Consider the following 18,509-nt stretch of genomic DNA (forward strand, 5'->3'; position numbering starts at 1 on the left):
ATTACAGATCGTTAGAGATCGAATTGAAAATTACATAAAAACAAGACTTAATATTAACTTGTATTTAATTTATTCTTATTTTTGAGAAGTCTTTTTGACGAATTCGTAATTTATTATACTTTAAAATATCAAACGCTATGAGTGTATCTTCTTCAACTGAAAAAGAATTTCAGAAAATGGATCCTGTTTTTGGCCAACTTTCATTTGACAATCACGAACAAATTGTATTTTGTAATGACAAAGATACAGGTTTAAAAGCAATTATTGGTATTCATAATTCGGTTATGGGACCTGCACTTGGAGGTACAAGAATGTGGAATTATGCAAACGAATGGGAAGCCTTAAATGATGTATTGCGTCTTTCGAGAGGTATGACTTACAAATCTGCAATTACAGGACTTAATTTAGGTGGTGGTAAAGCGGTAATTATTGGAGATGCTAAAACGCAAAAAACACCAGAATTGATGCGTAAATTTGGAGAATTTGTACACTCATTAAGTGGTCGTTACATTACTGCTGAAGATGTGGGTATGGAAACCAAAGATATGGACACGGTACGAGATGTAACTCCATATGTTACTGGAATTTCAGAAGAAAGAGGTGGTTCAGGAAACCCATCGCCAGTAACGGCATACGGTGTTTTTTTAGGAATGAAAGCTGCTGCAAAACATCAGTTTGGTTCAGATAATTTAGAAGGAAAAAAAGTTTTAGTACAAGGAATTGGACACGTAGGCGAAACTTTAGTAGAATATTTGACTAAAGAAGGAGCAAAGGTTACCATTACAGATATTAATGAAGCACGTTTAAATGAAGTGGCAGCAAAGTACAATGCTACTATTTTTAGAGGGGACGATTTATACAGTGCCGACGTTGATATTTACGCGCCATGTGCTATGGGAGCAGTATTAAATGATGACACGGTTTATAAAATTAAAGCAAAAGTTATTGCTGGTGCTGCCAACAATCAGTTAGCGAATGAAAACATTCACGGAGCTATTTTGCAAGATAGAGGTATTTTATATGCGCCAGATTTCTTGATAAATGCAGGTGGAATTATTAACGTTTATGCGGAATTAGAGCATTACGGTAAAGAAGAAATTATGCGTAAGACCGAGAATATTTACAACACTACTTTAGAGATTATCGATTATGCCGTACGAAATAAAGTAACTACGCACCATGCGGCTTTGACAATTGCTCAAAATCGTATTGATGCTAGAAAGATCGAAAACAGTAAATTGAAATAATCTAAGCGATTGTATTGCATTTTGTAGCAGAAAACCAAAGCATGTCTTACAAAAGATATTCTTTGGTTTTTTTGTTAATCATATATTTTCTAATGATGGGATAAATGATTATTTTTGCAGACTAATTTTAATAAAAGTTCTTACAAGGTGGTAAACAGAAGACACATTCGCTTAAAAGTTATGCAATCCATCTATGCGATGCATCAAAATGGTTCTGATAATCTAGAAAAGGAAGAGAAGTTTCTTTTTTATAGTATCGACAGTATTCAGGATTTGTACCTTGTTATGCTTTCTTCATTGATAGAAATTTGCAAAAAAGAATCGCAATACCTCCACCTAGCAAGCAAGAAACACTTAGCTACGAAAGAAGAAAAAAATCCAAACGAAAAGTTTATTAAAAATCAGGTTTTTCAAATTCTTACCGAAAACAATTCTTTAAGCGTTGCGCTCGAAAATCGTAAGATTAATAATTGGTCATTAAATGATGATTACATTTTATTACTTTTAAAAGATGTTAAAGCGAGTGATTTGTACGCAAAGTACATGAGTAATGACGTAAATACTTTTGCTGAAGACAAAGATTTTATAGCCGATTTATTTGCGGAAGTTATTGTGCCTAATGAAAAGTTGTATGAGTATTTAGAAGATGATAAATTAACTTGGGTTGATGATATTCCGTTGGTAAACACGCAAATTGTTAAGCAACTGAAAGGGTTAAAAAATACCGAAGAAGGAGAGTTTAGAGTACCACGTGTTTATAAAGATACGGAAGATAAGGATTTTGTAAAAGATTTGTTTCGCAAGACCGTTTTAAACGAAAAAGCTTTAGCAAAAGAGTACGATGGTAAAACACCAAATTGGGATGCAGACCGAATTGCCGAAATAGATACTATTATTTTAAAAATGGCAATTTGCGAACTTTTAAAATTCCCATCAATTCCCGTGAAAGTAACTTTAAACGAGTATTTAGAGTTGGCAAAAGAATATTCTACTCCGAAAAGTAGTATTTTTATAAACGGAATTTTAGATAATTTAGTAAAAGAACTCGAGGCTGATAAAAGGTTACTTAAAACTGGCCGAGGTTTAATGTAATGATTAATTAAAAAAAAAGAGAATTTAAATTATGGAACAATTAACTCAGTTTGCACCGTTTTTATTAATGTTTGTGGTAATCTATTTTTTTATGATTAGACCGCAACAAAAGAAAGCGAAAAACGAAAAAGAATTTGAAAGCAGTTTAAAAGTAGGTGATAAAATAGTTACTAAAAGTGGTCTTCACGGTAAAGTAGCTGAATTGGCTGAAACTACGGTAATTGTTGAAACAATGGCTGGTAAATTAAAAATGGAGCGTAGTGCAATTTCATTAGAAATGAGTGCTGCTTTAGCAAAATAATTTTATTTTCAAGAAGTAAGAATTATAAAAGTCCCAATTTGTGCAAACGAATTGGGATTTTTTTTTGGACTAAACAGGTGAATTTGTAAATCAGACAGATCAAAATCTGTGATGTTTGTGCTGAAAGTATTGCATAAAAAAAGCTAACCGTTTAATGATTAGCTTTTGTATATTTTTAATAGTGTACTTTTTACTGCTTTTTGTAAATCGAGTAAATAGTATTAATTGTTTTTCGATCTAACACATTGTCTACTGCTTCTGGAATATAATGTCTTTTAAAAGCGATAATTGCTGCCGACAAATTTTTAGTGTTGTAGCCAATAATTCGCAGAGCAGGTTCTATTTGAAAATCAAAAGGAGCTTCTGTCAAAAATTCATCTTGCCATAGTCCAAATCCATTTGCTGCCAATGCTTTCCAAGGAAATAAATTACTAGGATCTTGCTTTCTCGAAGGCGCAATATCAGAGTGGCCAATTATGTTTTGAGTTGGTATATTGTAGTCTTTCTTAAGCTTTGTCAGTAAAGCCAATAAACTATTGATTTGTGCTAAAGAAAAAGGTTCAAAACCATTATTGTCTAACTCTATCCCTATCGAAGCCGAGTTAATATCAGTGTCTCTTCCCCAAGTGCCTGAACCAGCGTGCCATGCTCGTAAGTAATCGTTTAGCATTTGCACCACTGTTCCATCATCTCCAATAACATAATGTGAGCTTACTTGCAAATTTTTATTGGTAAACGTTTTGATTGTTTGTGCCAAAGAATCTTGCGCAGTATGATGCAGAATAATGTAGTTCGGTTTTCTTAAATTAAAATTTACCGTACTAATCCATTCTGTTTTTATACCATAAGGCAAAGGAACTGGTTTTTTTATAGCAAGTGAATCGCGGTATAAAGTCAGCGGATCTGCAGAATCTGCAGTACCATACATGTTTAAGTTATTTTGACTAGACAATTCCGCCGCTTTCATGCTTGAAATTTGCATTTTGTAAGCTTCCAATTGTTCTTTATACGATTTTTCACTTGCCTGATATGGTTTTGTACTACCACAAGAAGCTACCACTAATCCTAAAAATAAAATACCTAAATATTTAGTAATAGATTGTGTAGGCGTTATATTTAATTTTAAACTATGTGTCATGCTATTCTTTTTTCTTTTTCTTTTTAGATTTTCTTGGCTTGGCATTGTCTTCTAAATAGATTTTATATTTCTCTTGCTGATCAGGGTTCAAGTAATTGTTGATTTGTTTATTAGTATTTTCTGAAAGAGATTTAAATTCGTCCATTTTAGCTTCTTGACTTAAGCTTTCATTTTTGATTAGAATTCCTTGCAGGTTTAGACTTTCAATCAACACATTCTTTATAGCGACTTCTTGCAGCGCATCTAATGTTAATACGGGGGTCATGCGCTCCATTATTTCGCCAGCAGTAACATCAACCGGAATTTCTTTAGGTTTAGACTGTTGTTGCTGTCCCATATCAGACATGCCGCCCATTTGTCTGTTTCTGCCGTAACCATTGTTTCCGTAACCGTTATTGCCATATCCATTTCCATAGCCGTTGCCATACTGAGCCGTAATCAAATTGCTAAATAGCAAGGCAAAAAATAGTATAAAAAGGTTTCTTAACTTCATCTTTTTTGAATTATAGTGGTTAATGAGAAACAAGTAGCTGATTAAACTGAAGCAGGTTCACCGTATAAATCAAACTCTGTTGCTTCGGTAATTATAATATTTGCAAATTCGCCTGTTTTTAAGTAATGTTTTGAAGCATCAATTAAAACTTCGTTATCCACATCCGGACTATCGAACTCAGTGCGGCCCACAAAATGTGCTCCTTCTTTTCGGTCAATAATACACTTAAAAGTTTTGCCTACTTTCTCTTGATTCAAATCCCAAGAAATTTGAGATTGTAATTCCATTATTTCGTTGGCACGTTCTTGCTTCACTTCCGCAGGAACGTCATCTTCTAATAAATAAGCATGCGTATTTTCTTCATGAGAATAAGCAAAACAACCCATTCTGTCAAATTTCATTTCCTGTACAAAATCCTTTAAAATATTAAAATCTTCTTGAGTTTCGCCAGGATATCCTACAATAAGGGTCGTGCGAATTGCCATTCCTGGAACTGCCGCTCTAAATTCTTTTAATAGTTTAGTCGTTTTTGCTTGAGTAGTTCCGCGACGCATTGATTTTAAAATCGAATCAGAAATGTGTTGCAACGGAATATCAATATAATTACAAATCTTTGGCTCACGTTTCATGATCTCTAGAACATCCATTGGAAAACCTGTTGGAAATGCATAATGCAAACGAATCCATTCAATTCCTTCAACAGCGACTAATGCTTCTAAAAGTTCTGCAAGATTTCTTTTCTTATAAATATCTAAACCGTAGTAGGTTAAATCCTGAGCAATCAGAATCAATTCTTTGACACCGTTCTTTGCTAAGCCTTGCGCTTCTTTTACTAATTTTTCAATGGGTTGAGAAACGTGTGTTCCTCTCATAATCGGAATAGCACAGAAGCTGCATGGGCGGTCGCAACCTTCCGCAATTTTTAAATAAGCGTAGTTTTTTGGAGTAGTAGTTAAACGTTCTCCTAATAATTCGTGCTTATAATCTGCTCCCAAAGCCTTCAATAATTGAGGCAATTCAGTTGTACCGAAATACTGATCTACATTCGGAATTTCTTTTTCTAAATCGGGTCTGTAACGTTCCGATAAGCAACCGGTTACAAAAACCTTATCAACTAATCCTCTCTGTTTTTTATCAGCATATTCTAATATCATGTTTACCGATTCTGCCTTCGCATTATCAATAAATCCACAGGTATTTATTACAATAATATTTCCTTCTGTTTCTGCAGGAGCTTCATGTTCAACCTCTTTTCCACTAGCTTTTAGTTGACCCATAAGGACCTCGCTATCATACACATTTTTCGAACAGCCAAGAGTGATTACATTGATTTTGTTCTTTTTTAAAGACTTGGTTCTCATACTTTTATAAATTGGAGTGCAAAATTACATTTTTTATTCTTGGAATCAGCACCCTTGTTGTTTTTTTATAGAGCTAATCCGGCTGTTCACTGTATCTTTTTGGTTTCGCAAGGGCGAGCCAAAAAGGATGCCGCTTCCATCCGGGCTAAAAAAATATCCGTCTCGATACAACAAGACGGATGTTTTTCAAATTAATATTTTTTGTTTATATTTTTAAATAATGAACTTCAAAATTGTAAGCTCAAAATTATAATTCAAACAACACAGTCATTGAAACGGTATTGAATTTAGTATTTAAATTAGCGTAATCAGTAAACCCTTGACTAAATGCCGCTCGTTGCGAATCTCTCTCCGCATACGAGTATGATAAATCAACTTTGGTAGCGCCAAAATCATAACCTAAACCACCAGAATAACTAGTTAGATCGCCAACTGTTTTTCCGTTCTCATACGGGCTACCTTCTAAACGATATCCAGCACGTAAGCTTAATTGTTTAATTTTATATTCCCCACCAATTCGCAATTCGCCATTCGTAGTCATTTTATCATTAATGCTGCTGTTTAGGCCTTTGTAATAGGAGTCGTTTTGTGGTTTAAAAACGGTGCTTGAATAATCTTTTATGGCGTAGTCAACGCTTAATAAGCCAGTTTGTCCAAAAATGTATGCAAAACTCGCAGTTAGTTTTCCAGGAGTTTGCAATTTATAAGGATCATAAACATTGGTAATACGGGGGTCTACAACTTGAGCGGGCAAAGCACCTACATTGTTACTGCTAACCGAAACTATTTTTTGCGATAGTTCGTCATATACATCATACCAAGTATTAGATTCGTAAGCCAGCCCTAAACGAATGGCATCAGAAACTTTAGCAATAGCTCCCAATTGAAAGGAAAAGCCGCTACCGTACGTATATAAGTTGTTATCGAAACGTACGCTAGTCACTTGGTCATTGGTTCCTAGAGTATTTGAATTGTCTTCGTAAAAACTAGAATTACGTCTAAAGTCAATCGTATGTAAATTTAAATTCATACCCAAGTACAAGAAATCGTCGTACTGAGCGCCTAGATTAAAAGTAAATTTCCCATTGTAACCTTCACTATACACTTCATTTTCCTGGTAATAGTTTCCTCCAGCTGGAACGTTAGAAGTATATTCCGTATTATCAACATCGGTGGTAGCGGGATTAATCATGTACGACTGATAGCCAAGAAATGCCTGCTGCTCCCCATTATTTAAATTGCGATACGAACCATTTTCTAAAACGTCAAGCGCAATTCCATTCGCATAAGAAACAAAATAATTAGCAAGTGAATTGTTCGGATTAGTTCCTGCACTAAAAAGTCTACTGTTGTAATTGTTCGAATTGTCGTAATTAAATCCAAGAGAATATTTATTCCACTTACTGCTCTGATTTCTGTTTTTAAATACAAAAACGGCGCCACCTTGGTTTAAAGTAAAGCTATCGTCTTTTTCAGTAATAGCGTTTCCAAAATAATTCGAATTATTTTTAGTTCCGTAGTTACTTAAAGTAACCCCAAATTGATTGTTCGCGAAAACAGCAGAACCAGCTGGGTTTACGTTTAAAGAAGATAAATCTCCACCCAGTGCACCAAAAGCACCACCCATGGCTCTAAAACGAGCTGTACCGCTTAAGTTGTCTTGTGCGTAACGCGTAGCATCAGAAATATCTTGAGCTTGTAGCGCGTTGAATGTTAGTCCGCCGATTAGTAATAAAAATATTTTTTTCATCTTAGATGGTTTGTAGTTCGTAAATTGTTATTTAATAATTAACGTCTTCCGCTTCCAGAAGAACGACCTCCGCCACTGTTTCCGCCTTGCATTGATCCGCCTCCGCCATTAGTACTTCTAGATGGGCTAGGAGTATAACTTCGTGATGGCGCTGTTGTATTTGAATTTCTTCTCGTAGGAGCATCATTATTATAACTTCTGCTCTGCGGTTGAGGATTATTCTGTCTCGTTTGTGGAGTCGCATTTCTTCTATTTTGAGAGTTGTAATCTCTCGTTGGTGTAGAAGAATTTCTTCGATTTATACTATTGTTTTGGTCAACAGCCTGCGCTCTTCGGGTTAGATTCGGAGTTCCATTGCTGAAACTTGAACTTCTTCGGTTGGTTATGCTGCTGTTAGTTCTGTTGTTACGGTAGATATCAGTGTTACTGTAGCTGCTAGAACCACGTCTGCTTGGCGTAGTATTATAGCGATTATTGTTGTAATAGTTGTGGTTGTTATAATAGGGTCTGTAATTATTGTAATAACCTGGGTAGCCCCATCGACCTCCGTAGCCCCAGTTACTAAAACCCCAACCTATACTAAGTCCAGAATAGCCCCATCCAATTCCGTGGTAAGGATAACCCAGGCCCATTCCGTAATACGGATATCCATAACCCATTCCATAATAAGGATATCCCATTCCGTAATAACTGCTACCCCAATAATCAGAGTAAACATTTACAGAGACAGAAGTTGGATTGCTTCCCCAACTTGGGTAATTGGAAACGCTACTTGGATTTTCAGAATTGTAATTACTATAATTATCTACATCGGTAAATATTTCGTCACCGATCTCTTTGTCTTGTAAGGAGTTAAAATAACTCGCATACTGATTACTGTTTTGAGTTGGCGCAGGATTACTTTGATAGGTCGTTCCTCCATAAATTCCGTCGTTTCCATAGTAGGAGCTATTTTGATAAGAGCCACACGAAGTAACGACTAAAGAAATCGATCCGAAGAGAGAATAAAGTAAAGTTTTTTTGGATTTTAAAATATTAGTTTTCATAATCGGTGGAGTTTTTATTGTTGCACATTACAAAAATAGTTAGTTTTGTGGAACTATTTAGGATAAATAAATAACGCAAAATTTGTGCCAAACTATATAATATGAGTAAGAACCTCACAACAAGATCAGAAGACTATTCAAAGTGGTATAACGAGTTAGTCGTAAAGGCCGATTTAGCAGAAAATTCGGGTGTTCGTGGCTGCATGGTCATCAAGCCTTATGGATACGCAATCTGGGAAAAAATGCAAGCAGAATTAGACAGAATGTTTAAAGAAACAGGGCATCAAAATGCTTATTTTCCTTTATTTGTTCCTAAAAGCATGTTTGAGGCGGAGGAGAAAAATGCCGAAGGTTTTGCAAAAGAATGCGCAATTGTAACGCACTATCGATTAAAAAACGATCCAGATAAACCGGGTAAACTAATGGTGGACCCTAATGCGAAATTAGAAGAAGAGCTAATAGTTCGTCCAACTAGTGAGGCAATTATTTGGTCTACTTATAAGGGATGGGTGCAATCGTATCGCGATTTACCTTTATTAATCAATCAATGGGCAAATGTAGTTCGTTGGGAAATGCGTACGCGTTTGTTTTTAAGAACAGCTGAGTTTTTGTGGCAAGAAGGACATACGGCCCATGCTACTCGTGAAGAAGCAGTAGATGAATCAGAAAAAATGATGAATGTTTATGCTGATTTTGCAGAGAATTTTATGGCAATTCCGGTTGTAAAAGGATTGAAAACAGAAACAGAACGGTTTGCAGGCGCGGAAGAAACCTATTGTATTGAAGCATTGATGCAAGACGGTAAAGCACTACAAGCAGGAACTTCGCATTTTTTAGGTCAAAATTTTGCTAAAGCTTTTGATGTGAAATTTGCTAATGCCGAAGGTAAGCAAGAATATGTATGGGGAACGTCTTGGGGCGTTTCAACACGTTTGATGGGTGCTTTAGTGATGACGCATTCAGACGATCAAGGATTGGTATTGCCTCCCAATTTAGCGCCAATTCAAGTCGTAATCGTTCCTATTTATAAAAGTGATGAACAACTAGCAACTATTACAGAAGCGGTTACTGCTTTGGTAGGACAATTGAAAAAACTGAAGATATCGGTTAAGTTTGATGATAGAACGACTCAAAAACCTGGGTTTAAATTTGCTGAGTGGGAACTGAAAGGAGTTCCAATTCGAATTGCAGTGGGGCCAAAAGACTTAGAAAACGGTACTTTTGAAGTGGCACGAAGAGATACATTGACCAAAGAAGTGGTTGCTAAAGAAGGAATCGCAGCTTATATAAATGATTTGCTGGAGCAGATTCAAAACGATTTATTTGCAAAAGCACTGGAATATCGCAATACCCACATTACGGAAGTAAATAGTTTTGAGGAATTTAAGGATATTTTAGAGTCTAAAGGAGGCTTTATTTCTGCTCATTGGGATGGTACTGCCGGTACAGAAGAAAAGATAAAAGATTTAACTAAAGCAACAATTCGTTGCCTTCCATTGGATCAGGATGAAGAGGTGGGAAGCTGCGTACTTACTGGAAATCCTTCTTCTCGAAGAGTGTTTTTTGCTAAGGCGTATTAATATTTCAAAGTTTTTTTGAAATATTTTACTTCTGCTATTGTACATCTTAAAAATAGTTGTATTTTTGCATCCGCATTAGAGAAGCAGGCCCGTTCGTCTATCGGTTAGGACGCATGGTTTTCATCCATGTAAGAGCGGTTCGATTCCGCTACGGGCTACTACTTTTTTTGCAAAACAAAGTTCTTAAAATATTGAGAAATTTAATGGCCCGTTCGTCTATCGGTTAGGACGCATGGTTTTCATCCATGTAAGAGCGGTTCGATTCCGCTACGGGCTACAATCTATTTAAATATAGAAAAACTTAGAACGATATGGTCCGTTCGTCTAGGGGTTAGGACTCCAGGATTTCGTCCTGGTAACAGGGGTTCGATTCCCTTACGGACTACTAAAATTAGTTGTGAATAAGTTTTATAAAATAAAAATTGGTGTCTCAATTTTTGTTTTATTAGTTAAAACCAAAGTGATTGTTAAGCAATTGTGGGAGGTTTTTCTTTTTTAACTAGTATCTATAATTATTATTACATCTAAAATTAAAAAAAATGGCAAATCATAAGTCAGCATTAAAAAGAATCAGAAGTAACGAAAAAAGAAGAGTATTAAACAGATACCAACATAAAACTACTCGTAATGCTATCAAAGCATTAAGAATAGCTACTGACAAATCTGATGCTACTTCTAAATTATCAGTAGTAATTTCTATGATTGATAAATTAGCTAAGAAAAATATCATTCATGATAACAAAGCTTCTAATTTAAAATCTAAATTAACGAAGCACGTTGCTAAATTGTAATTTTACAATTTAATACATATACAAAAAGGCTACTTTTAATTAGGTAGCCTTTTTTAGTTTTTTTTTTTTTTTTTTGAAATGCCTTATGATTATTAAATCATAAGGCATTTTTAATGTAAACCAACACTGATGATTTGTGTATTCTTCTTTGTGTGTTTTGTACTGCAAAAGCTAAGATCAAGATAAAGTTGGAGGTCTCGCTGCTAGAAATTACGGATAAAAATTATTAGTTTATAGTTTGGAATAGTTCTACTACGAATAATATTTTGACTTTATCAAGAAGTAAAAAGCAAGAGTTTCAGTATTCGATTTTAAGTTTCAATTGTAAAATAAAGCTTTTTATTTAGCAACACACTTTTTTCATAGCCCATGTTATTTCTAAAGTTCTTACTTATATTTTACACCAACAGTATTGTATGAAGTATAAGTTTCTTTTTCCTTCGATAGTATTTGCTGTTGGGTTTCTTCTTTTTAATTTTTAAATCAATTTATAATGCAACATAAAAATTTTTCTCATTTTGCAATTTTCACAACTGCTTTGCGCTGGGTAACCGGATGGACTTATTTCTCTGCTTTCTGGAGACGCTTAATTTTAGAAAACAAATTAGATCCCGAACAAGCGGGCTACATCGGCGAAAAATTCAATCACTTTTTGCCAAACGCTTTGGGAATAAAACCTATTATTGAGCACTTGGTTTCTAATCCAGAAAGTCTTTGGTGGGCAATGGCTTCTTTTACGATTATTGAAGGAATTGTTGGATTGCTGTTTATTTTAGGATTCTTTACAAGACTAATGAGTGTTGGTGTTTTTATGCTCGCTATGGGGATTTTATTGGGTTCAGGTTGGCTTGGAACTACCTGCTTAGATGAATGGCAAATTGGCGTTCTTGGAGTAGCAACCGGCTTTACTATTTTTCTAACGGGAAGTGGAAAATATTCTTTGGATTATTATTTAAGTATAAAAAATAATACTCTAACTCAGAAGAAATGGTTTTTATGGTTGAATTCTGGAAATCTTCCTATCAGAGAATATGTTTTAAATAGAATTGTGCTTTTGGGTTCTGTACTCATACTAGCACTAACGTTATATACTAATCAGTATTTTCACGGTGGAGTTTACGGGACATTGCATAATAAATCGGTCAAACCGCATGTGACCATAACGAATACTAAGCTTGAGGAAAAAAAGTTATCCTTTACTGTTTTTAGAGATGAAGGCGCTGATGTATATGGTTCTTTTTTAATTGGAATAAAATTGCGTAATGCTGCTAATGAAGTGGTTTTTGAGCAGAATCAGGTACAGCTTTCGCAGTTGTCTAGTTCGCAAATTAGTAATGACTACGTAGCCAAAGTAAAAACAGGAAAACACAGTCTTATTTTGCCGCTAGGAGCAAGAGGGAATTTGACTTTTGAAGAGGATATCTTTCAAAATATGAGCGGTGCGTATACGTTGGAACTAATAGATATAAGTGGTGCAATGTGGACTAAAGAAGTTGTAACACAAAATTAAATTTTCTCTTTAAATAAAAAATCTGCTACTTGATTGTGACAAGCAGCAGATTTTTTTTTAAATAAATTGCTATGTATTTTATGCTTCTAATGATACTTGTTCACTCTCAACAACAAATTCTTCTGTGTCCATTTCTTCTTTCCATTCCGTTTTTTCTGGTTTCGATGCTTTTAATGCATTGAACTTTTCTAATTGTTCTGTTTCTGTTTCTTCACCACTAAAGTAAGGAAAGACGTCCATGATTGGTGATTCAGAAATAGCTAGAATTGTATAGTCTCCCATAGTATTTTTCATCACAGCAGTAGTGTTATCAAAGGCTTCTTTGATATCATTTGCTTGTAATAAAATGTACATATTAGTTTTTCTTTCTTTTCCGCTTTCTTCATCATAAGCTAGTAGAGAAACTTTCGACTTAAACCAACGATCGCTATTTTCAAAAGGATGAATTTCGGCATAATTTGCTACTTTAATATTCGTGATTTTAAACTCTTCACTAATGTAAGCACTCATTTCTTCAGTAATTCTGCTTTCGGCTTCAGTATAAGATAAAGCGTCTACCAAATACGGTTCTGTAGTTACTTTTTGAGTTCCAGTATCATCTGTTTTTCTATATTTTACTTTGCATTCGTACCAAGTTGCGCTCATGTTATTTTGTTTTAAGGCTGACAAAGATAGATTTTAACGATAGATTAATGTCTTTTTTTTCAAATAGATATTCACAATTTAGAATTTTTTATAATTTTATTTCTATCAATATAAATTTTTAAAATCATTACTAGAGTAAATTATAGGACTTGGTTTTTAATACTTCAGAAAGTAGTAGATCAAAAAAAATCCTGCTTGTAAAAGCAGGATTTTTTTTATCAGTATAAAAAGTAGTGAACTATTTACGTTTCATTACTCTTTCTACAGCTTCAACGATTGATTCGTTAGTAAGATTGTATTTTTCCATTAATTGTGCTGGAGTTCCAGACTCACCAAAACTATCATTAACCGCTACAAATTCTTGCGGAGCAGGGCTGTTAAGCGATAAAACTCTCGCAACACTTTCCCCTAAGCCTCCAAGAATGTTGTGTTCTTCAGCAGTAACGATACATTTTGTTTTTGCCAATGATTTCAAAATTGCTTCTTCATCTAAAGGTTTAATCGTATGAATATTGATTACTTCAGCAGAAATACCTTTTGCTTCTAAAGCTTCAGCAGCAATTAAAGCTTCCCAAACTAAGTGTCCTGTTGCAACGATAGTTACATCACTTCCTTCGCTTAACATAATCGCTTTGCCAATTACAAATGGTTCGTCAGCTGGCGTAAAGTTAGGAACAACTGGGCGTCCAAAACGCAAGTAAGCCGGACCTTGATGATCTGCAAGAGCAATCGTAGCTGCTTTAGTTTGGTTGTAATCGCATGTATTAATTACGGTCATTCCTGGTAGCATTTTCATCAAACCAATATCTTCTAATATTTGATGAGTTGCGCCATCTTCTCCCAATGTTAAGCCAGCGTGAGAAGCACAGATTTTTACATTCTTATCAGAATAGGCGACTGACTGACGAATTTGATCGTAAACACGACCAGTCGAAAAGTTAGCAAAAGTTCCAGTAAATGGAATTTTACCACCAATAGTTAAACCTGCAGCAATCCCAATCATGTTTGCTTCTGCAATTCCGATTTGAAAAAAACGTTCTGGATGATTTTTCTTAAATTCATCAAATTTTAATGAACCAATTAAATCGGCACATAAGGCAACCACATTTTCATTTTTTTGACCTAATTCAGTCATACCATCGCCAAAACCTGAACGAGTATCTTTACTTCCTGTATTTGTATATTTTTTCATTGTTCTTTTAAAATTGAAATATTAAAAAATTGTAAGACTAAAAAATCGAGAAATTTTTAATCTATAAACTTAATTTTTAATAGTCTGAATTACCACCAACATTATAATTTTGACCCAAAGCAGTTTCTAGTTGTGCATCATTTGGTGCTTTACCATGCCAAGCATGACTGTACATCATAAAATCAACACCGTTCCCCATTTCAGTATGCAATAATACACAAACTGGTTTTCCTTTTCCTGTTCTAGCTTTTGCTTCAGCCATACCAGCTAAAACCGCCTCAATATTATTTCCTTCTTTGATTTCAAGAACGTCCCAGTCAAAAGCTTCAAATTTAGCGCGGATACTTCCCATTGCTAAAACTTCGTCTGTTGGTCCATCAATTTGTTTTCCGTTTAAGTCAATTGTAGCAATTACATTGTCTACGTTTTTAGCAGATGCATACATAATTGCTTCCCAGTTTTGGCCTTCTTGCAATTCTCCATCACCGTGCAACGTATAAACGATATGATTGTCTCCATTTAATTTTTTTGCTTGCGCCGCACCAAGAGCTACAGATAGTCCTTGACCTAATGATCCTGAAGCCATACGAATACCTGGTAAACCTTCATGTGTAGTTGGGTGTCCTTGTAAACGAGAGTTTAATTTTCTAAATGTTACTAGTTCAGAAACAGGAAAATAACCACTTCTTGCTAAAACGCTATAAAATACAGGAGAAATATGTCCGTTAGAAAGGAAGAATAAATCTTCTCCAATTCCGTCCATATCAAATCCTTCTTTGCGGTCCATTATGTTTTGGTATAAGGCTACTAAAAATTCAGTACATCCCAAAGAACCTCCTGGGTGACCTGAATTTACAGCGTGTACCATTCTCAGAATGTCTCTTCTTACTTGGATAGTTAAATCGTTTAATTGTTGTGTGTTCGGTTTCATTTGTGTGTTAAATTAGACTGCGCAAAGATAATCAGATATTTTGATTTATGGATAATTCCATTTTTAGATTTATTAATAGTTATTAAGTATTGTATTTTTTTAGAATGCGAATGTTTTTTACGAATTATGAAGTATTTAGTACCTTGTAACCATGTTTGAACAATTATTTAGAAGTATTCAAGAAAAAGTAACTCTCACTCAGGATGAAATGGAATTGTGTAAAGCGCATTTCATTCCTAAAAAGCTACGTAAAAAGCAGACTTTATTACAAGAAGGAGACGTGTGTATCTACAATGCATTTGTTGAAAAAGGAATACTTCGCTCTTTTTCTATCGATCAAAAAGGAAATGAACACATCGTACAATTTGCAATTGAAGGTTGGTGGATTACTGATTTGTCTAGCTTTTTAACCAATAGTAATTCTATTTATACCATTGAAGCGTTAGAGAATTCAGAATTACTTTTGCTCACAACAGAGGCAAGAGAAGCTTTGATGTACCAGATTCCGATGTTTGAACGGTACCAACGCTTGTTATTGCAAAATGCATATATCGCCAATCAAGCTAGAATAAACATGAGCTTAACCAAAACGGGCAAAGAAAAATATATCAATTTAGGAATTGCTTATCCTGGCATTGTAAATCGTGTTCCTCAACATATGATTGCTTCCTACCTTGGACTTAAGCCCGAAACGCTGAGTCGTATTCGCAAACAAATTAGTACTCAAATCTAATTTGATTGACCTAGATCAATAGAATTTCTTGCTTTACATCAACGGAATCTCTTGCTATCGCATTGTAAATTTGCCTTGTAAATAAAAACGATGTTTAATAGAAAAACAGTTGCAATAATTGGACTTTCCGTAGCGAACATTTTCATACTAGCAACTAAAATTGCGGAAGAAAATGCAGTCTTACTTTTTGATCATGATGCTTCTGTAGTTAATAAGATGTTTTTGCAACTTCGTTCAGAAAATCCAAATGCTACAGTAGAAGTGATGACCTGTCCCATTAATGCAAGTTGGGAAGCAGATATTATTGTGCTTGCTAACTATTATTTAGAGCAGGCGAATCTAATACACCAAATCAAAAAAGTAGCTACAGGTAAAAGTATAGTTATTTTGATGGCTGAAGAGGAAAAGAATAAAGCAGCTGAATATCGAGATAGTTTTCAGGATTTATTCACTTTTTCGAAAATTATTTGCGTGTTTGTATCAGATAAAGATAACCATGATTGTTTCGTTTTTGAAGGGAATAATGAAGAGCCATTGCAAACTAATTTGACTTTTTTTACAACTATTGGTTTGAAAGTCATTAAGTAAAATATTTAAAAATTATTAATTTTAATTCAGAATTATATGAGTAAATCAGTTTTATTTCAATCTTACACTCTGGGAAAAAGTGTATTAAAAAACCGAATAGTAATGGCGCCAATGACGCGTAGTCGTTCTAATAACGAAGGAAATGTCGCTACAGCACTTACGGCAAAATATTACGAGCAAAGAGCAACAGCGGGCTTAATTGTTACCGAAGGAACTTTTGTTAGTAAAAAAGCAGTTGGTTTTATTAACGTTCCAGGAATTTATAGCGAGGCGCAAACTGACGGGTGGAAACTAGTTACAAAAGCTGTACATGACAAGGGAGGAAAAATATTTGCCCAATTATGGCATACCGGTAGGTTGTCGCATCCCGATTTGCACCATGGTGATTTACCACACGCGCCTTCAGCACTAAATCCGTATGCAAAAGCCTATACAAACGACGGTTTTGTAGATACGGTAGTGCCAAAAGAAATGACCGTTGAAGATATTAGACAAACTGTTTTAGACTTTGTAAATGCAGCTAAAAATGCGGTCGAAGCAGGTTTTGATGGAGTAGAATTGCATGCTGCTAATGGCTATTTATTGCAACAGTTTTTTAATGGTTATTCCAATCATCGTACAGATGAATACGGTGGTTCAATGGAAAATAAAGCCCGAATTTTGTTTGATATTTTAGATGCATTCAAAGAGATTATTGATTACAGTAAAGTTGGTGTTCGATTAAATCCTAGCTTGCACAACGCACAAGGCATGATGTTAGATAAGGAGACAATTCCGACCCATGAATATATTGTAAAACGCTTGAATGATTACGGATTGGCTTACATACATTTAACGGAGCCTTTTACGCCCGTAGATGACGTTCCTTTTGCTGTAACGGAAGTTGCTAAACATTTTAGACCCTTATATAACGGAACATTAATTATTAATAAAGGATTTACGAAAGAAACAGGAACTAAAGTTATTGAAGATGGATATGCAGATCTTGTTGCTTATGGAGTTCCTTTTATTGCTAATCCAGATTTAGTAGCTCGTTTTGAGGCAGATGCTCCATTGAATCAAGCGGATCAAAATACTTTTTATACACCCACAGAAAAAGGATATACCGATTATCCTTCTATGGAAGAATAAAGTAAATTCTTGTAGTATATTTAAAACACAATATTATTTTAAATAGATTACAAAAACTAAAAGCCCGCAATTTGCGGGCTTTTAGTTTTTATTTCAATCGTTTAGAAACTATCTTTTATGCTGTACAATAGCTACGATTGCTTTTTAATTTTAGTATTTAAACTGCTCCATCCTCCGCCATTGTACACCGATGTATAGCCATTTGATTTCAGAATGTTTTTGGCAGATGCGCTTCGCACTCCACTAGCACAGCAGGTAATAATAGTTTTGCTTTTATCTGTTAATTGAGCCAAATTGTTACTCAATGAACCAACAGGAATATTAATAGATCCATTAACGTGACCATTTGAATACTCATCTTTGCTACGTACATCTACGACAATGGCACCTTTTTGAATTAAATCTGCATAATTTACTTCAGGTCCAAAGCCGAATAATTTTTTTAGACTATTAATCATTGTTATTCAATTGTTATAATGGGTTAGAACTTTAAATTCAATAAAAAAGCATACTATCATAATAAGATTTGATACTAATATAAATTGTAATTCAAATACCAGTGAAAATTAGTGACGATTTTTTGCTTTAAATTTTACTTCTATAAAGTATCGCCTTCGCTGTAATAATTGTTTTCTTCGTCTTCACTACCAATGTTTTCTTGCTGGTCGTCTAAATCAGCACCGGGAACGTCTAAGTCATCACCAAGTTTTTCCTCTTTGTCTATGTTGAAAGAATTCTCATTCCATTCTCCTTCTTTTTGGTCAATTACTTGATCGTTCGTAATTTTCTCGGGATTAATATTTGAAGCCTTGTCTTCTTGATTGAAAATATCTTCGTTTGCAGGATAATTTAACTGCTTTAAATTCGCTTCAATTTCTCTTTCTTTATCGGATTGTTGTTCTTGATCTTTCATAAAAATTTTTATATTTAAAACTCCCTTTTATTTAAGGAATTACATTATTTTAATTTTCTTTGTTTGT

At 34.6% G+C, this 18,509-nt stretch carries 19 protein-coding genes and 3 tRNA genes; 12 read left to right on the forward strand and 10 right to left on the reverse strand.

What is annotated here, in order from left to right:
- The first annotated feature begins 137 nt into the window (after positions 1-137).
- The 3 genes from ACRASX_RS09290 (at position 138) to yajC (ending at position 2,640) form a co-directional block, all read left to right on the forward strand.
- The gene (locus ACRASX_RS09290; protein WP_066307398.1) at positions 138-1,247 is read left to right on the forward strand and encodes a Glu/Leu/Phe/Val family dehydrogenase; all 1,110 of its coding nucleotides are present in this window, start codon (positions 138-140) and stop codon (positions 1,245-1,247) included.
- A 180-nt stretch (positions 1,248-1,427) separates the two neighbouring features.
- Positions 1,428-2,339, forward strand: coding sequence for a transcription antitermination factor NusB (gene nusB, locus ACRASX_RS09295; RefSeq protein ID WP_066307697.1), 912 nt, complete (start codon positions 1,428-1,430; stop codon positions 2,337-2,339).
- Positions 2,340-2,370: 31 nt separating this feature from the next.
- Positions 2,371-2,640 carry a preprotein translocase subunit YajC gene (yajC, locus tag ACRASX_RS09300; protein WP_066307396.1) on the forward strand — a complete coding sequence of 90 codons (270 nt, stop codon included), beginning with the start codon at positions 2,371-2,373 and terminating at the stop codon, positions 2,638-2,640.
- 190 nt (positions 2,641-2,830) lie between these two features.
- Here yajC and ACRASX_RS09305 read toward each other — a convergent pair whose 3' ends face one another.
- The 5 genes from ACRASX_RS09305 to ACRASX_RS09325 all read right to left on the reverse strand — a co-directional run bounded on the left by ACRASX_RS09305 (position 2,831) and on the right by ACRASX_RS09325 (position 8,428).
- Positions 2,831-3,778, reverse strand: coding sequence for an N-acetylmuramoyl-L-alanine amidase (locus ACRASX_RS09305; RefSeq protein ID WP_432220999.1), 948 nt, complete (start codon positions 3,776-3,778; stop codon positions 2,831-2,833).
- Between the two features lies 1 nt (position 3,779).
- On the reverse strand, positions 3,780-4,271 hold the full coding sequence (locus ACRASX_RS09310; RefSeq protein ID WP_432221000.1) for a hypothetical protein: 492 nt from the start codon (positions 4,269-4,271) through the stop codon (positions 3,780-3,782).
- A gap of 41 nt (positions 4,272-4,312) precedes the next feature.
- Positions 4,313-5,632 carry a 30S ribosomal protein S12 methylthiotransferase RimO gene (rimO, locus tag ACRASX_RS09315; RefSeq protein ID WP_432221001.1) on the reverse strand — a complete coding sequence of 440 codons (1,320 nt, stop codon included), beginning with the start codon at positions 5,630-5,632 and terminating at the stop codon, positions 4,313-4,315.
- Between the two features lie 247 nt (positions 5,633-5,879).
- Positions 5,880-7,382 carry a transporter gene (locus tag ACRASX_RS09320; protein ID WP_432221002.1) on the reverse strand — a complete coding sequence of 501 codons (1,503 nt, stop codon included), beginning with the start codon at positions 7,380-7,382 and terminating at the stop codon, positions 5,880-5,882.
- Between the two features lie 38 nt (positions 7,383-7,420).
- Positions 7,421-8,428, reverse strand: coding sequence for a hypothetical protein (locus ACRASX_RS09325; protein ID WP_432221003.1), 1,008 nt, complete (start codon positions 8,426-8,428; stop codon positions 7,421-7,423).
- Positions 8,429-8,529: 101 nt separating this feature from the next.
- Here ACRASX_RS09325 and proS point away from each other — a divergent pair, with 101 nt between their 5' ends.
- The 6 genes from proS (at position 8,530) to ACRASX_RS09355 (ending at position 12,309) form a co-directional block, all read left to right on the forward strand.
- On the forward strand, positions 8,530-10,008 hold the full coding sequence (proS, locus tag ACRASX_RS09330; protein ID WP_432221004.1) for a proline--tRNA ligase: 1,479 nt from the start codon (positions 8,530-8,532) through the stop codon (positions 10,006-10,008).
- Between the two features lie 86 nt (positions 10,009-10,094).
- Positions 10,095-10,166, forward strand: a tRNA-Glu gene (locus tag ACRASX_RS09335).
- Between the two features lie 47 nt (positions 10,167-10,213).
- Positions 10,214-10,285 (forward strand) — tRNA-Glu (locus tag ACRASX_RS09340).
- 36 nt (positions 10,286-10,321) lie between these two features.
- Positions 10,322-10,393 (forward strand) — tRNA-Glu (locus ACRASX_RS09345).
- 154 nt (positions 10,394-10,547) lie between these two features.
- Positions 10,548-10,799: a 30S ribosomal protein S20 gene (gene rpsT, locus ACRASX_RS09350; RefSeq protein ID WP_066307385.1), complete on the forward strand. Its 252-nt coding sequence runs from the start codon at positions 10,548-10,550 to the stop codon at positions 10,797-10,799.
- A 493-nt stretch (positions 10,800-11,292) separates the two neighbouring features.
- Positions 11,293-12,309, forward strand: coding sequence for a TQO small subunit DoxD (locus tag ACRASX_RS09355; RefSeq protein WP_432221005.1), 1,017 nt, complete (start codon positions 11,293-11,295; stop codon positions 12,307-12,309).
- A gap of 78 nt (positions 12,310-12,387) precedes the next feature.
- Here the strand turns inward: ACRASX_RS09355 and ACRASX_RS09360 are convergent, their stop codons facing one another.
- The 3 genes from ACRASX_RS09360 to ACRASX_RS09370 form a co-directional block, all read right to left on the reverse strand.
- On the reverse strand, positions 12,388-12,954 hold the full coding sequence (locus ACRASX_RS09360; protein ID WP_432221006.1) for a DUF4494 domain-containing protein: 567 nt from the start codon (positions 12,952-12,954) through the stop codon (positions 12,388-12,390).
- A gap of 238 nt (positions 12,955-13,192) precedes the next feature.
- On the reverse strand, positions 13,193-14,146 hold the full coding sequence (locus tag ACRASX_RS09365; RefSeq protein ID WP_432221007.1) for a transketolase family protein: 954 nt from the start codon (positions 14,144-14,146) through the stop codon (positions 13,193-13,195).
- Between the two features lie 76 nt (positions 14,147-14,222).
- On the reverse strand, positions 14,223-15,077 hold the full coding sequence (locus ACRASX_RS09370; protein WP_066307379.1) for a transketolase: 855 nt from the start codon (positions 15,075-15,077) through the stop codon (positions 14,223-14,225).
- 151 nt (positions 15,078-15,228) lie between these two features.
- On the opposite strand from ACRASX_RS09370, the gene ACRASX_RS09375 reads away from it, so the two are divergent.
- The 3 genes from ACRASX_RS09375 to ACRASX_RS09385 all read left to right on the forward strand — a co-directional run bounded on the left by ACRASX_RS09375 (position 15,229) and on the right by ACRASX_RS09385 (position 17,529).
- Positions 15,229-15,810, forward strand: a complete 582-nt coding sequence (locus ACRASX_RS09375; RefSeq protein WP_432221008.1) for a Crp/Fnr family transcriptional regulator — start codon at positions 15,229-15,231, stop codon at positions 15,808-15,810.
- Between the two features lie 90 nt (positions 15,811-15,900).
- Entirely contained in the window at positions 15,901-16,398 is a 498-nt protein-coding gene (locus tag ACRASX_RS09380; RefSeq protein ID WP_432221009.1) for a hypothetical protein, read from the forward strand.
- A 36-nt stretch (positions 16,399-16,434) separates the two neighbouring features.
- Positions 16,435-17,529 (forward strand): alkene reductase, encoded by a 1,095-nt coding sequence (locus ACRASX_RS09385; RefSeq protein ID WP_432221010.1) that lies wholly within the window; start codon positions 16,435-16,437, stop codon positions 17,527-17,529.
- Positions 17,530-17,660: 131 nt separating this feature from the next.
- On the opposite strand, the gene ACRASX_RS09390 is transcribed toward ACRASX_RS09385, so the two are convergent.
- Both ACRASX_RS09390 and ACRASX_RS09395 read right to left on the reverse strand, forming a co-directional pair.
- Positions 17,661-17,987, reverse strand: a complete 327-nt coding sequence (locus tag ACRASX_RS09390; protein WP_432221011.1) for a rhodanese-like domain-containing protein — start codon at positions 17,985-17,987, stop codon at positions 17,661-17,663.
- A gap of 140 nt (positions 17,988-18,127) precedes the next feature.
- Positions 18,128-18,442 carry a hypothetical protein gene (locus tag ACRASX_RS09395; protein WP_066307373.1) on the reverse strand — a complete coding sequence of 105 codons (315 nt, stop codon included), beginning with the start codon at positions 18,440-18,442 and terminating at the stop codon, positions 18,128-18,130.
- Between the last annotated feature and the right edge of the window lie 67 nt (positions 18,443-18,509).

It is taken from the genome of Flavobacterium sp. TMP13 (assembly GCF_050847115.1).
Taxonomy (GTDB): domain Bacteria; phylum Bacteroidota; class Bacteroidia; order Flavobacteriales; family Flavobacteriaceae; genus Flavobacterium.